The organism is Pseudomonas sp. GGS8, assembly GCF_024168645.1.
Taxonomy (GTDB): Bacteria; Pseudomonadota; Gammaproteobacteria; order Pseudomonadales; family Pseudomonadaceae; genus Aquipseudomonas.
Genome location: NZ_JALJWF010000001.1, coordinates 2,708,834 through 2,723,291 on the forward strand (window position 1 = coordinate 2,708,834; position 14,458 = coordinate 2,723,291).

The window sequence follows — 14,458 nt, forward strand, 5'->3', positions numbered from 1 at the left end:
CGGGGCGCAATAGATAGGGGGCCAGACTCGAGTCTGCCGAGGGCTGTAAATGTTGTCTTGCGGGGATTTGCGTAATGTCCAGATTTGTAGGCACGGGAACCCCTCTGTCTAGGGTCATAGCGACAGTAGCGCCGCTCCCGTATTCAGGCCTCGTTGGATGGGGCGTTTGCCCATGACGAAAAACGGAGCTGCCTGGCATTGCCGGTGGTGGAACCAGGGCGTCTCTGTCGGGCCGTAATGGCGGCGGATTGACGTTGATTGTTGAGATGTCTAATGCAGGAAGTTTCGTAGCGGGTTTTACAGGCATGGTAAAGGTGCTCAAATCCGTTTAAGCAAAGAAAGTTTATGGGGCTTATGTAGCAAATGACTTACGACCTGGGTTCTACGGTTGGCCAAACAATATCGTCGGAAGAGATCGCCTGGTTTTCCGGAAATGTGATCCCCCAGCCTTTGTCGACGACTTGATCAACCAACTGATCATAACGATCCCGGTTAAAGGTACCGATCCAGGTTTCATGTTCTATAGCGTCAGCGTTGTTACCTGCCTGCTCGTAAACCTCATTGACGGGGGCGGCTCGTGTCAGATCGGAATTGACCAGCCATACCCGGTCGGAATTCAAACCCCTTTTCGATATTGAGATAACGCCTTCCAGCGCGTCGGGATGGAAGCTGCTCGAGCCATCATCATTGAGATAGAGGTTTTCTCGTCCCGGGACTACCTCAATACCTCGGGTGTCGATCATGTAGATAAAACCAACATGCTGCCTGTATCTGATGGGTTCATAGTCTCGCGACTTATCAAGCGTAAATGAGCTGTCGGAATCCGAATTCGACGACTCGTTACGGTAGTCCTCGTCAGAATCATCTTCAAACTTGCCTTTTGGAGATTTTCGCACTCCAGGAAATAGATTGGCCTGTGCGTTGTATCGCAACTTGTCGTTTTTCGCGTGTCCACCCAGATTGCTGGCATATTCCTTCGCATCTGACAGGAGAAAAGTAGCGCTTTGCGCTCGTTGTGTGACCGTTTCGGGAAGCCCTTCGCGCGCGATCATTCGCCGATCCCTTGCCAGCTCGAACGGCGTTCGATCATCGCCCCTGAACATGGCGGGAATATCGGTACGGTATAAAAGACCGTGTTTGTTGCGCTGATAACCGATCGACGCGGAAAAATGGTCGAGAAACTCGCTGGAGCAATATAAGTCGTGTGGAGAATAATCGTCTTGTGACTGACGTCTTAGTTGGGGGATGACCAGAGCAACCTCGGCAGCAATGAGGTCGAATCTTTGAGAGCTGTCCGCTTGTAAAGATAAGCGCTTATGACTTTCCGCCCACGCAGGAAAAGTGTGAGTTTCGTTCATGTCTCGATGTAAACGTGTCAGTTGGCCGCTGCTTAAGTTGTACGATTCAAGTAACTCGTAGCGTTCGCTGCCCGTCTTGCTCGGGTATAGCCATTTCAATGGCCCATCGATTAGCAGCCTTCCCGCATCAATAGAGTCGACGGTATCAGGTGTGTTCGAATGAGCGGTCAAGCCAGTCTCTGTTTTTTTTGCACTGGGTTGGGAGGCGAGTAATTCTTGCTCCAGGGAGTCTGAGCGACTCCTGCTGTGTCCGGGTTGCGCCTCGACAACCGGACGTTGATGCACTGCAGATTGATCAGGACTGCCTTCGGTGATCGTTTCTTTTTGACGCCAGGTCAGTGCTCCCTCATTTTTGTACAGGGCGGGACCGGAAGGGAGTTTCCGGTAGAGATCAGTCGCACGGTAGGTTCCGGTGCCGATGTCGAATTCCACATACGCGGTTCCCTCATTTTCGATATCTACAAACTTGCGCCCTTTCATCCACCGCAACCCCTGGCCATCGGGTGGTTGCATGCCGCTTAGCAGGGCGGGTGGCAGCAAGTAAGTCTCCAGGCCGTACTGGGCTGCCAGTTTACCGGAGCCCAACCCTGGAGTATCCGAGATCTCGACCCCCGACTCGGACGCCGATACGTCTTCGACACTGGTTGCTCCGCTGATATGTCTTACATCTGGCAGCAATGGCTGCCGACCTTGAGGATGAAAATCATGTGGGTTGACGATGTTTGAATGTTGCCTCGTGAGCGTTTCGTCTCCGGGCAATCTGGGTGGTTCCAGCGAGTCAGGTGATAAGTTGACTCCGTCCGGTTTTAATCGATGTGGCGGTTTTGGACGCATGTTGGCGCTCCTCAATGTTAATACTTTGGGGGAATTGAATAAACGTGGAATGAAGGTTTAAGACGGGACCAGGTTATTTCACAATCTCCAGGTTTTCGGTTCTGAAGCTGCGCGACCAGTCCGTGTCGATAGTCCAGTTGTCAATTTCTGTGTCGTAATAAATGTTTCCTTGCGTGGCGTCATTCGTTCGAAGGTTTTCGACGCTTATCAGTTCGGCGACAAGGCCGTCATTTTGTTTGTGTTTAATGATGTCCGCTACAATAGCGGCAATGCTTGGGTAGCGATTCGCGTTGATGGCGTGTAGGACAGCAACTTCGAACAAGGGGTCGATGCGATAGCGATTTCCTGAAGAAACAATAACGTTGATCATTTCCAGCGGTATGTCAGACGCTTCGGTATTTGGCAGTTGAATATGGACACTTCCAATTTTCAGGAAGTTGTTGTTAATGTTTATCCCTTCCCGAGTGATGTTCTCTGCAAGGCGAAGTGTGTAAATGTTCCAGGTCGAGCCGCTGGAGGTTTTGGCCGCGGCACCGGGAGTCGACAGCCGCAGGGATGTGTTGTCGGTTGGGTAAATGTCATAGGATGAGGCTTGCCCTTCCAGCGAATAAACGGCGCTGTGTGACACTGAATCGAAATCGACACGCTGCGGAACGGCTTTTAAAAGACGTCTATCGTAGGCGGGTTTAGCGAACACATATTTTCCTGGTTTTTCACGCAATGAGCCGGTGCTGTCGATGACTCGGTACCCGGGATGTTTGTTGTCATCAAGGTAGGCGTTTTTTGGGAAGTCCAGCCAGTAGGATTTACCGTTACGCATGACCAGGGTGAACGGGTGGACGGTCTTCCAGCCCGAGGACATGATGCCGGCGCCCCTGTCGGTTTTTTTTCCGGGGGCCTCTTCGACACTGCCGTGAATCAGAAGAGAGCTTGCATTCTTGAACGAAATCTGGAAGTGCGTGTTGGAATAATTCAGGTAGCTAAAGCTGTTTCGAGGAGTAGAGGTCACTGTGTAAATGGCGTCGATAGCTGTGATTTCGTCACTGTCAAAGTCTACGTATAAAATGCTGGATGTATGGCTGTCAGGCGTGTCGACGAAGAAGACGGTTCTGTAAGTTTCACGGGCCACAAAGTAGGATGAATGCTTGGCGCTGGGGACTCGTTGAACACGGCTGTTGACAATGATGGGCGGTGTTTTTGGCGTTCCCATGACTACCACAATGACCTTGACCCTCTGTTCGGTCAGATCGTTTATTACGGCAGGCAGATCGGCCTTTAGTTGGTAGCCATCCTCGGTGATAAATAAAAGCCTGGGGTTGCGTAACGAGCGTTTGTTCATCAGCGTTTCATACACGTCATTAATGACCAGTTGCCGTTCCGATTGGAAAGACTCCGTGTCTTGCAGGGATGAAATGACCAAAGCGTTTTCGCGGATGTGCCAGTCCTGAACAAACTCTAGCGTTACGCCAAGGTGAATGACGCTGAGATCTTCGCCATCTTCTGCAATGGACACCGAATGCATCCTGCCGTTGAGGTAGTAGGTGTCCGCACCGCGACCACCATTGACTCTGCAGTCGTTGCCTCGAATAACGATCTGATCGTCGCCCGCGCCGGCATTGATGCGGTCGTGGCCGTTCGCAATGATGTTGTCAGCCTCGTCGGAACCCGTAACAAGGTTCTGCGCACCGGCCAGGGTTTCGACCTTTTCGATAGAGTGGATGTTTGAGTGCAGGACTGGAGCGGTGGCGTTATCCGGTGAGCGTAACCCGAGCTTTCCACTCTTCAGATTGATGTCGTACCCAACATATATCGTGTCATCCGGCCCATGGCGAACCGGAACATGCTTACCCTGAAGCGATAACGTGTCTGTGCCGGCTCCGCCTCGTAATGTATTGACCTGTCCGGTTGGCGGCGCTTTCTTGAGGCTTTGAGCGGCGGACTGGAAAAGGAACGAATCGTTCTTGTCGCCTCCCTTTAGCGTTTTAATGCCGGAGGAATAGTTGAAGTAGTTCGGTTTGCTTCTAACGCCAATGATGCTGTCGTTGCCGCCGCCTAGCTGCCAGAGGACGCCTTTCGAAGGGCCCGTTTCACCGACAAGGGCATTGGGAATGCCTGTCGGAAGTCCGTCTGTGGCATCGTAGACGTCATCGGTCTCTTTGATCACGGGGACGTTGACCGTTATAAAGGAGGGTTCACCGCTGGCTTCATCCCATTCAAACTTATGGTGCCGGGTAGGTTGCAACTGCACTTCAAATCGCCCGTTCACCACCGCTTCCACACTGTCCTTTAGTTCATTTTTGAGCCATTCGGTGCCGGTGCTATCGAGCGCCTTGGCATAATCGCTGTAGGTTTTGGCGACGGCAAACCGGTCCAGGACCTCTCGGTCCTGACCCTGACCGGTAAAGGCAAACCAACCTGCGCGCCAGCGTTCATGCATGCTCAATTCGATGTAGTCGTCGATGTCGTCAACCGTCCGTGCGGCGCCATAAATTCTGGCGCCGACAATCAGTATCGCGGCGGCGGCGATTCCCACGGGGCCGGCGGCTTTGAATCCGAGTAGCGCGGCGCACCCCAGTATGGTGGAAAGACCTGCGCTGGTCAGGCTGAGCGCGGCATTGAAGTAATGGTCCTGCGCTTCTTTTCCCTTGGCATCGGCGGCATCGTTGAACGATTTGATCGCAGTGTAGAGATCGAAGGGCAGCGTCAGGACGCTGGCCATCAGGCCGGCCCCTTTGCTCAGTACGTGTCCAACGGTTGTTCTGCCGAAATGTTCAAATGTTTTTGCTCCGCTGCGAATCATGGCCTCGCCGGTCTTCGCCAGGCCGCGTTCGATAATCAGCGAGCCGATTTCCGCTGTGCCTCCCCCGACATTGATCGCCGCTTCGTCCCAATGGCCTTTTTTGATCGCTTCAGCTGTGCCGATAATCGCGCTGTAGAGGCCGTATGCCTGAAGACCGACGCCCATGGAGCTCATGCCATAACTTTTGCTCCTGTCAATCCAGGCAGGCAAGTGATCGGGCAAGGGGTTTTTGTGGATGTCCAGGCGCTGAGTTGATTTCAACAAGCTACCGATTTTCTGAACGGGCCCTGTCGAGGCGTCTGACTCTTTTAACAAGGGAGGAGCGGTGGTTGAGCGTTGTGTGGCGATTTCAAAAAGCAGAGTGGCGGGGATGTGGCTCTGGTGTACTTCCACTGCTTTGATACGTTGTTCGACTTTGCCAGGATCAAATTCCAGTGAATCGATGAATGCCTGATCAGGTATTGCAAAGTAAGTGTTGGTGCTGGTAACGAGTTCGCCGTTAATCATGGCGCCCATCGCATGAAGTTCTACACGACTGACCGAAAACTCTCCGATGTGCAGAAAACCAAATAGTGCGTCGAGATCTTGAAGGTCGGGTTGTCTGGGTTTTAGTTTGGGTAGGTTGGTTTCTGAAGTTTGCGTAATATGATGGGATTCAACCAGTGGTGTGGCAGAGGGGGGTGGCAAAATATCCGTGATATTTATAGCGTCATTTCTGTTTGTTAGCGTGGCGGATAGGGGCATGAATTTTATCTTTTATGGGTTGTTTTTAACTGATGAGTGCTCCGTGAATGGTGGTGAATATTGCATGGCGTTTTGTCTGTTTCGATGATATTTGTTTTTCTGGATGTTTGTTGTTTTTGATGGTTGTGGGGGCACTGTTTAAGTAAAAGCTAATAACTAGATCGATGATCTAGTAGATAGCAGCGAGTGCGACAAGGTATCGGGAGGGGCAAGTCTGGTCACGTCCAATGAAACCCGAGCATTGCTCCCTTTTTTTCGTAGCCGTAGCCGTAGCCGTAGTCAGTAGGCATATCGCAGCATTGCATGTGGCAAATGCCGCAACGCAAAGAACCCGAACAGCACTATCAGCGCCGGCAATATCAGCCACCAGACCTTGGGTGGCATCGCGTTGAGCGGCGTCTGACGCTGGCTCAGCCACAGGCTCGCCGCGCACACGCACGCCGCCAGCATCGCGCCGGCCAGCACATCCGTTGGCCAATGCGCGCCCAGATACACCCGAGACAGAGCAATCGCCAGCGCCGGCAAGCAGCCGAGCAGCAACCACGTCAGACGCATCCGCGGCGGTTGGTCGCGGCCGGCCAGCACGGCCAGTGTCAGGAACAAGGCGAATGAACCCGAGGCGTGACCGCTGGGCATGCTGTAGCTGGTGAGTGGGTCGCTAAGCACTTCCGGGCGCACGCGGGCAAAAAACTGCTTGGTAAACGTGTTGCCGAGGGCGGTAAAGAGCAGGGTGCCACCGGCGAAGATGGCCTGACGCCATTGTCGGGTAAGCAGCAGCAAGCCGGTCAGCAGGGCGCTGAACACCAGCATGTTGCGGAACTCGCCAATCAACGTAAATGTGACGGCCACTTCATCGAGCACCTGGCTGCGGTGCTCCTGCACCAGGGTCATCACACCTTGATCGAGGGCGGTCAGGTGCGGGTAGCCGATAAACAGCCCCACCAGAATCAGAAAGCTCATGCCGGTAATCAGCGCCGTCGCTTTGCGATGGCGGCGCATGCTGCTGGTAATGCTCAAGCCCACCATGACAGCGATGCTGCCCGCGACGATCCCCGTTTCAAGCCAGAATCCTTCCGGCAACGGCAAGCGAATCGCCGCGCCGGTGGCCCAGCCGGGCAGCAGGTAAGCAACGCTCCAGCCCGCGGCGGCCAACAGGCTGACGGCGGCGAAGCGGGGGAACGGCATGTCGAACATTCCGGCGACCATCGGCAGCATTGGTCGCAACGGGCCGATAAAGCGCCCGACCAACAGGCTGGCAATGCCATAACGCTGGAAATACGCCTCGGCCCCGGCGATCCATTCCGGATGATGACGCAACCCCGGCAGCCGCCGGATGTTCTGGTGGAAATGTCTCCCGAGGAAATACGAAACGACGTCACCCAGCACACCACCGAGGAAACCCAACAGCAATGTTTCGCCCAGCGACAACGCGCCACTGCCGGCCAGCACCGCGACGGCAAACAGCAGCACCGTGCCGGGCACAATCAATCCGGCAATCGCCAGACATTCCACGCACGCCACAACGAACACTGCCACGGCCAGCCACTGCGGATTGACCGTCAGCCAACCGGTCACGCTATCGAGCCATGGGCCCATAAAAACAACTCCATCTGATTCAATTGGCCCTTGGTGGGCGAACACAATTTAAACAACGCCCTAAAAACCCGTGGGAGCGGACTTGCCCGCGATGGCGCCGGGACAATCTGCATTGATGTCGACCGGTTTGGCCCTATCGCGGGCAAGCCCGCTCCCACAAGAGATCTCTTTTGCATCAAAATTCAGCAGATATCAGGACAGCAAAAAATAATCGCGCCCTTCGACCTGACCCCGGCGCAACGGGTTGCGTGTGCAGTACGGCGCGTAAGCCGCATCGACGAAGCGGTACATTAAATGTTCGTCGCGCCCCTGGGGTATGCCCAGGCGTGTGGTCTGGATGATGTGGCCGGGCGCAGGCCCGATGTCTTCCACCAGCAGCACTTCATGGTCAAAGCGCTTGGCGTCCCAGACCGGTACCTTCAGCCCCAGCGCCTTGCACAGCAACGTCTGCCCGGCGCACAGTTTTTGCGAGGGGCGAGGGCGGCCTTGGGCGTCGGGATTGTTCAGCAGCATCTGCGCCAGGCTCGCCGGCCCGCTCAGTTCATCGACCCATGGATAGGCGGATTTGATCAGCACCGCATTGCCTGGACCTTGGGCGCTGAAGTTCAGGGAATCGCCGCCGCGGGCGTAATACATATAGATGTGGCCGCCATCCAGAAACAAAGCTTTACGCTTTTCTGTGTAACCCAGGGAGGCGTGGCTGCCCTTTTCTTCGCAGTAATAGGCTTCGGTCTCGATAATCCGGACGCTGAGCCACAGGTCGTCGACCCGGTGGCGGATGATTTTGCCCAGTAAATCCCGGGCCAGTGTTTGGGCGTCGCGGTCGAAAAATGCATCCGGCAGAGCCTTGGGCGGGCGCGTTTCGGACGCACGAACAGTCAGGTCGGTCATGATGAACAGCGTTTATCAGGGCTTATTGAGTCGTGATGATAACAATATGCGGCTTAATCACGGCTGAACGTCGGCAAATTGCCTTCCATTTCGACCATCCGCCCGTCACCGCTGTTAGTCCCGAGACGCGACAGCTATAATCTGCCGCTTTCCTCTTTACCAAGACCACAGCAGACCATGACTGAGTCCGTTCTTGACTACATGACCCGTTTGGGTCGCGCCGCCCGCGAAGCCTCCCGCGTGATCGGCCGTGCCAGCACCGCGCAGAAGAACCGCGCCTTGCAGGCGGCTGCCAATGCGCTGGACGCTGCGCGCGCCGAGCTGACCGCAGCCAATGAACTGGATTTGGCCGCCGGCCGTGCCAATGGTCTTGAGCCGGCACTGCTGGAACGCCTGGCGCTGACCCCGGCGCGCATCGACGGCATGATCGTCGGTTTGCGTCAGGTGGCGGCACTGCCGGACCCGGTCGGCGCAATCCGTGACATGAGTTATCGGCCGTCGGGTATCCAGGTCGGCAAGATGCGCGTGCCATTGGGCGTGATCGGGATCATCTACGAGTCGCGGCCGAACGTGACCATCGATGCTGCCAGCCTGTGCCTGAAGTCCGGTAACGCGACCATCCTGCGTGGTGGCTCCGAGGCGATCCATTCCAACCGCGCCATCGCCGGCTGCATCCAGCGTGGCCTGGCCGAGGCTGATCTGCCGGCCGCCGTGGTGCAAGTGGTCGAAACCACCGACCGTGCCGCCGTCGGCGCGCTGATCACCATGCCCGAATACGTCGACGTCATCGTGCCCCGAGGCGGCCGTGGCTTGATCGAACGGGTCAGCCGCGATGCCCGCGTGCCCGTCATCAAGCACCTGGACGGCATCTGCCACGTCTACGTCAGTGCCCACGCCGATCTGCCGAAAGCCCAGCGCATCGCATTCAACGCCAAGACTTACCGTTACGGCATCTGCGGCGCCATGGAAACCCTGTTGGTCGATCAAGCCGTTGCCAAAGAGTTTCTGCCGGCGATGGCTGCCCAATTCCGCGAGAAAGGCGTCGAACTGCGCGGTTGTGAGCGCACCCGAGCGATCATTGAGGCCGTCGCGGCCACCGAAGAAGACTGGGCCACCGAATACCTGGCGCCGATCCTCTCGATCCGCGTGGTCAACGGGCTGGATCAGGCCATCGAGCACATCAATCAATACGGCTCCCATCACACCGATTCGATCGTCAGCGAAAACCTGGCCGACACCCGGCGTTTCGTGGCTGAAGTCGACTCGTCCTCGGTGATGATCAACACCCCGACCTGCTTCGCCGATGGCTTCGAATACGGATTGGGTGCCGAGATTGGCATTTCTACTGATAAGCTGCACGCCCGCGGCCCGGTGGGCCTCGAAGGTCTGACCTGCGAGAAGTACATTGTGGTCGGCGACGGTCAGTTGCGCGGCCAGGAGTCGCTCTGACTTGGGCGACCTCGACCCGTCAGCCGCAGTGACCGCCAGCGAGCCCCGGCCTCGACGCATTGGCGTACTGGGCGGGACCTTCGACCCGGTGCACATCGGCCATTTGCGCGGTGCGCTGGAAGTCGCCGAATCGCTGGCACTCGATGAGTTGCGTCTGACACCCAGTGCCAGGCCGCCCCACCGGGACAAGCCGCAGGTATCGGCGAAGGACCGTCTGGCGATGGTCAAGTGCGCGGTGGCCGGTGTGGCACCGTTGGTGGTGGATGCCCGCGAATTGCAGCGGGACAAACCGTCCTACACCATCGACACCCTGGAACTGATGCGCGCCGAACTTGCCGCTTCAGACCAGGTTTTTCTACTTTTGGGCTGGGACGCATTTTGCGGCCTGCCCACTTGGCACCGCTGGGAAGAGTTGCTCCAGCATTGCCACATCCTGGTGTTGCAACGCCCGGATGCCGACAGCGAACCGCCGGATGCCTTGCGCAACCTGCTGGCAGCACGTTCGGTGAGCGACCCGCTGGCCCTCAAAGGGCCGAGCGGACAGATTGCATTCGTCTGGCAGACACCGCTCGCGGTATCCGCCACCCAGATCCGTCAACTGCTGGCCAGCGGTAAGTCGGTACGTTTCCTGGTGCCCGACGCGGTCCTGGCCTACATCGATGCGCACGGACTTTACCGTGCGTCGAACTGAAAAAGGGCGCGCTTCAAGGCACGTGAATGCGTGTATCGAAGCGCCCGAACATACGAGCAAAACGAGTTTTATATGACTGACAAAGACGTAAACAAAGTAAAGCGCAAGGGCACATTCAAGAGCGCACCGCTGCCAGTAGAAGCACCAACTGGTGCGCCACTGGCCGGCGAAGAGCTGGTCAAGGTTGCCGTAGCAGCCCTGGAAGACGTCAAGGCCCAAGACATCCAGGTGATCGACGTTCGTGAAAAGCAGAGCATCACTGACTACATGATCATCGCCACCGGTACGTCCAACCGCCAGATCGGCGCGATGCTGGACAAGGTCCGCGAAGCCGTCAAAGCCCAAGGCGTCAAGCCGCTGGGTGAAGAAGGCAAGGGCGACAGCGACTGGGTGTTGCTGGATATGGATGACGTCATTGTGCACATGATGACTGCCTCGGCTCGCCAGTTCTATGATCTGGAACGCCTGTGGGCCGGCGCCGAGCAAAGCCGTTCTGCCAGTGCTGCACACCACAGCCCTGAGAACACCCATGAGCATTTCACCAAGCTCAACAAAGACCAGCAATAAGGGATCGCTGTGCGACTGCGACTGATCGCCGTCGGTTCACGCATGCCCAAGTGGGTGGAAGAAGGCTGGCATGAATATGCCAAGCGTCTTCCTTCCGAGCTGGCGCTGGAACTGGTGGAAATTCCGCTCAACACCCGCGGCAAGAACGCCGACGTGGCGCGCTTTATCCGTCAGGAAGGCGAAGCCATGCTGGCCAAGGTCGGGCCGAACGAGCGCGTTGTCACCCTCGAAGTCCACGGCAAGCCCTGGAGCACCGAGCAACTGGCGGTCGAACTCGATCGTTGGCGGCTGGACTCGCGCACGGTGAATTTCATGGTCGGCGGCCCCGAGGGGCTGGCGCCGGAAGTCTGTGCCCGGGCGGATCAACGTTGGTCGTTGTCGCCGTTGACGTTGCCGCACCCGCTGGTGCGGATCCTGATCGGCGAACAGCTATATCGTGCCTGGACAGTGCTGTCCGGCCACCCTTACCACAAGTAGTTCTGCCCTCATGTCCCAGCCGATCCGCATCAAGGACCACGAAAAAGACGCCCGTCTGGTGCGTGGCCGCGTCGTGTTCGGGGCAATTACGGTGGTGACGCTGATCGGCGTGCTGATCGCGCGGCTGTATTTCCTTCAGGTGATCCAGTACGAGTACCACTCGACCCTGTCGGAAAACAACCGCGTCCATGTGCAGCCGATTCCGCCGACTCGCGGGCTGATCTACGACCGCAATGGCGTGGTGGTGGCCGACAATCGGCCCAGCTTCAGCCTGAGCATGACCCGCGAACGCTCCGGCGACTGGCAGCAAGTGCTCGACGTGATCGTCGAAGTGCTGGAGCTGACGCCCGAGGATCGGGTGATCTTCGAGAAACGCATGCGTCAGGGGCGTCGGCCGTTCGAGCCGGTGCCGATCCTGTTCGAGTTGACCGAAGAGCAGATCGCCCGCATCGCGGTGAACCAGTTCCGTCTGCCCGGTGTGGAAGTGGTCGCGCAGCTGGTGCGGCATTACCCGCAGGGCGCGCATTTTGCGCACTCGGTGGGTTACATGGGGCGGATCAACGAGAAAGAACTCAAGTCTCTTGATCCGGTGAGTTACAGCGGCACCCATCAAATCGGCAAAACCGGCATCGAGCGCTTCTACGAGCCGGAGTTGCACGGTCAGGTCGGTTACGAAGAAGTCGAGACCAACGCCCGTGGCCGCGTGCTGCGAGTGCTCAAACGTACCGAGCCGATTTCCGGCAAGGACATCGTCCTGAGCCTGGACATCAAATTGCAGGAAGCCGCCGAAGCCGCGCTTGGCGGTCGTCGTGGCGCGGTTGTGGCGCTGGATCCGGCGACCGGTGAAGTGCTGGCGATGGTCAGCCAGCCGAGCTTCGACCCGAACCTGTTCGTCACGGGCATCAGTTTCAAGGCCTACTCCGAGCTGCGTGACTCCATCGACCGGCCACTGTTCAACCGCGTGCTGCGCGGTCTGTATCCGCCGGGTTCGACCATCAAGCCGGCGGTGGCGATTGCCGGCCTGGATGCGGGCGTGGTCACGGCATCGACCCGGGTGTTCGACCCGGGTTACTACATGCTGCCCAACTACGATCACAAGTACCGCAACTGGAACCGTACCGGTGACGGCTTTGTCGATCTCGACACGGCGATCATGCGTTCCAACGACACCTACTTCTATGACCTGGCCCACAAGCTGGGGATTGATCGGTTGTCGTCCTACCTGAGCAAATTCGGCATTGGCCAGAAGGTCTCCCTCGACATGTTCGAAGAGTCACCGGGGCTGATGCCGACACGGGAATGGAAGCGCGCGACCCGTCGTCAGGCATGGTTCCCGGGCGAGACGCTGATTCTGGGAATCGGGCAGGGCTACATGCAGTCCACACCGTTGCAACTGGCCCAGGCCACGGCGCTGGTGGCCAACAAGGGTGTCTGGAATCGTCCACACCTGGCCAAGACCATCGAGGGCGAGAAGCCGAAGGATGAAAATCCGATGCCGGACATTATCCTGCGCGACCCGTCGGACTGGACCAAGGTCAATCATGGCATGCAGCAGGTGATGCACGGTGCCCGTGGTACGGCGCGCAAGGCATCGATCGGCGCGCAATACCGAATCGCCGGCAAAAGTGGTACGGCCCAGGTGGTTGCGATCAAGCAGGGCGAGAAGTACGACCGCTCCAAGGTGCAGGAGCGCCATCGCGACCACGCCTTGTTCGTCGGCTTCGCACCGGCCGATAACCCGAAAATCGTGGTGTCGGTGATGGTCGAGAACGGCGAGTCCGGCTCCGGCGTCGCTGCGCCGGTGGTGCGTCAAGTGATGGACGCCTGGCTCCTGGACCAGGACGGCCGACTGAAAGCCGAATACGCCAGCCCTATCAGTGCGGAGGCTACGGCCCGTGAAGAATAATTTCGATCGCATGCTCTCCAGCGAGGATGTGATGCGTCGCCGTGCGACGCTGTTGCAACGCCTGCACATCGACGGCCCGTTGCTGATCCTGCTGCTGACCCTCGCCGCTGGCAGCCTGTTCGTGCTGTATTCGGCCAGCGGCAAGAGCTGGGATCTGCTGGCCAAGCAAGCCACTTCCTTCGGCATCGGCCTGGTATCGATGATCGTCATCGCCCAGTTCGAACCGCGCTTCATGGCCCGCTGGGTGCCGGTCGGTTATGTGTTTGGCGTGCTGTTGCTGGTCGTCGTGGATGTCATGGGCCACAACGCCATGGGCGCCACGCGCTGGATCAACATTCCCGGGGTGATCCGCTTCCAGCCCTCGGAATTCATGAAGATCCTGATGCCGGCGACCATCGCCTGGTACCTGTCCAAACGCACCTTGCCGCCGCAGCTCAAGCATGTAGGTGTCAGTCTGTTTCTGATCGGGTTGCCGTTCATCTTGATCGTGCGCCAGCCCGACCTCGGGACTTCTTTGCTTATTCTCGCCGGTGGCGCGTTCGTTCTGTTCATGGGCGGCCTGCGCTGGCGCTGGATTCTCAGCGTGATTGCCGCGGCGGTGCCGGTGGCGGTCGGCATGTGGTTCTTCATCATGCACGACTATCAAAAGCAGCGAATCCTGACCTTCCTCGACCCCGAGAGTGATCCGCTGGGCACGGGCTGGAACATTATTCAGTCGAAAGCGGCCATCGGGTCCGGCGGCGTCTTCGGCAAAGGCTGGTTGCTCGGCACCCAGTCGCACCTGGACTTCCTGCCGGAAAGCCACACCGACTTCATTATTGCGGTGCTGGGTGAAGAGTTCGGCCTGGTGGGGATCTGCGCATTGTTGCTGATTTACCTGTTGTTGATCGGTCGCGGACTGGTGATTACCGCCCAGGCTCAGACATTGTTCGGCAAATTGCTCGCGGGCAGCCTGACCATGACGTTTTTTGTTTACGTTTTCGTCAACATCGGTATGGTCAGTGGCCTGTTGCCGGTGGTGGGGGTGCCGTTGCCGTTCATTAGCTACGGAGGAACTTCGCTGGTGACGCTGCTGTCAGCGTTTGGGGTTTTGATGTCGATCCATACCCATCGTAAGTGGATCGCACAGGTTTGAATAAGGTGAA

At 57.6% G+C, this 14,458-nt stretch carries 10 protein-coding genes; 6 read left to right on the top strand and 4 right to left on the bottom strand.

Translation table 11 applies throughout. The features are described from left to right. Window positions 1-368: 368 nt before the first annotated feature. From J3D54_RS12110 to J3D54_RS12125, 4 genes are all read right to left on the bottom strand, one after another. A complete protein-coding gene (locus J3D54_RS12110) occupies window positions 369-2,192 on the bottom strand; it encodes a hypothetical protein (RefSeq protein ID WP_253418309.1) in 1,824 nt (607 codons plus the stop codon). A 73-nt stretch (window positions 2,193-2,265) separates the two neighbouring features. Next, window positions 2,266-5,736, bottom strand: coding sequence for a calcium-binding protein (locus tag J3D54_RS12115; RefSeq protein WP_253418312.1), 3,471 nt, complete (start codon window positions 5,734-5,736; stop codon window positions 2,266-2,268). A 279-nt stretch (window positions 5,737-6,015) separates the two neighbouring features. Continuing rightward, window positions 6,016-7,332, bottom strand: coding sequence for a bifunctional DedA family/phosphatase PAP2 family protein (locus J3D54_RS12120; protein ID WP_253418315.1), 1,317 nt, complete (start codon window positions 7,330-7,332; stop codon window positions 6,016-6,018). Window positions 7,333-7,524: 192 nt separating this feature from the next. Continuing rightward, entirely contained in the window at window positions 7,525-8,223 is a 699-nt protein-coding gene (locus tag J3D54_RS12125) for a DNA-3-methyladenine glycosylase (protein ID WP_253418318.1), read from the bottom strand. Between the two features lie 177 nt (window positions 8,224-8,400). Here J3D54_RS12125 and J3D54_RS12130 point away from each other — a divergent pair, with 177 nt between their 5' ends. The 6 genes from J3D54_RS12130 (at window position 8,401) to rodA (ending at window position 14,448) form a co-directional block, all read left to right on the top strand. After that, a complete protein-coding gene (locus J3D54_RS12130) occupies window positions 8,401-9,672 on the top strand; it encodes a glutamate-5-semialdehyde dehydrogenase (protein WP_253418321.1) in 1,272 nt (423 codons plus the stop codon). A gap of 1 nt (window position 9,673) precedes the next feature. After that, entirely contained in the window at window positions 9,674-10,363 is a 690-nt protein-coding gene (nadD, locus tag J3D54_RS12135; protein WP_253418324.1) for a nicotinate-nucleotide adenylyltransferase, read from the top strand. Window positions 10,364-10,435: 72 nt separating this feature from the next. Then, complete coding sequence (gene rsfS, locus J3D54_RS12140; RefSeq protein ID WP_019581345.1) at window positions 10,436-10,930, top strand: ribosome silencing factor; 495 nt, start codon at window positions 10,436-10,438, stop codon at window positions 10,928-10,930. 9 nt (window positions 10,931-10,939) lie between these two features. Further along, on the top strand, window positions 10,940-11,407 hold the full coding sequence (gene rlmH, locus J3D54_RS12145; RefSeq protein ID WP_007937439.1) for a 23S rRNA (pseudouridine(1915)-N(3))-methyltransferase RlmH: 468 nt from the start codon (window positions 10,940-10,942) through the stop codon (window positions 11,405-11,407). A gap of 10 nt (window positions 11,408-11,417) precedes the next feature. After that, on the top strand, window positions 11,418-13,313 hold the full coding sequence (gene mrdA, locus J3D54_RS12150) for a penicillin-binding protein 2 (RefSeq protein ID WP_253418326.1): 1,896 nt from the start codon (window positions 11,418-11,420) through the stop codon (window positions 13,311-13,313). A gap of 31 nt (window positions 13,314-13,344) precedes the next feature. Beyond that, on the top strand, window positions 13,345-14,448 hold the full coding sequence (gene rodA, locus J3D54_RS12155) for a rod shape-determining protein RodA (protein ID WP_253426592.1): 1,104 nt from the start codon (window positions 13,345-13,347) through the stop codon (window positions 14,446-14,448). Window positions 14,449-14,458: the final 10 nt, after the last annotated feature.

Excerpts from the sequence above, each read along its gene's own strand:
- J3D54_RS12120 (WP_253418315.1), bottom strand. The coding sequence starts at position 7,332 with ATGGGCCCATGGCTCGATAGCGTGACCGGTTGGCTGACGGTCAATCCG.
- J3D54_RS12110 (WP_253418309.1), bottom strand. The coding sequence starts at position 2,192 with ATGCGTCCAAAACCGCCACATCGATTAAAACCGGACGGAGTCAACTTA.
- rodA (WP_253426592.1), top strand. The coding sequence starts at position 13,345 with ATGCGTCGCCGTGCGACGCTGTTGCAACGCCTGCACATCGACGGCCCG.
- J3D54_RS12130 (WP_253418321.1), top strand. The coding sequence starts at position 8,401 with ATGACTGAGTCCGTTCTTGACTACATGACCCGTTTGGGTCGCGCCGCC.
- J3D54_RS12115 (WP_253418312.1), bottom strand. The coding sequence starts at position 5,736 with ATGCCCCTATCCGCCACGCTAACAAACAGAAATGACGCTATAAATATC.
- mrdA (WP_253418326.1), top strand. The coding sequence starts at position 11,418 with ATGTCCCAGCCGATCCGCATCAAGGACCACGAAAAAGACGCCCGTCTG.
- rsfS (WP_019581345.1), top strand. The coding sequence starts at position 10,436 with ATGACTGACAAAGACGTAAACAAAGTAAAGCGCAAGGGCACATTCAAG.
- J3D54_RS12125 (WP_253418318.1), bottom strand. The coding sequence starts at position 8,223 with ATGACCGACCTGACTGTTCGTGCGTCCGAAACGCGCCCGCCCAAGGCT.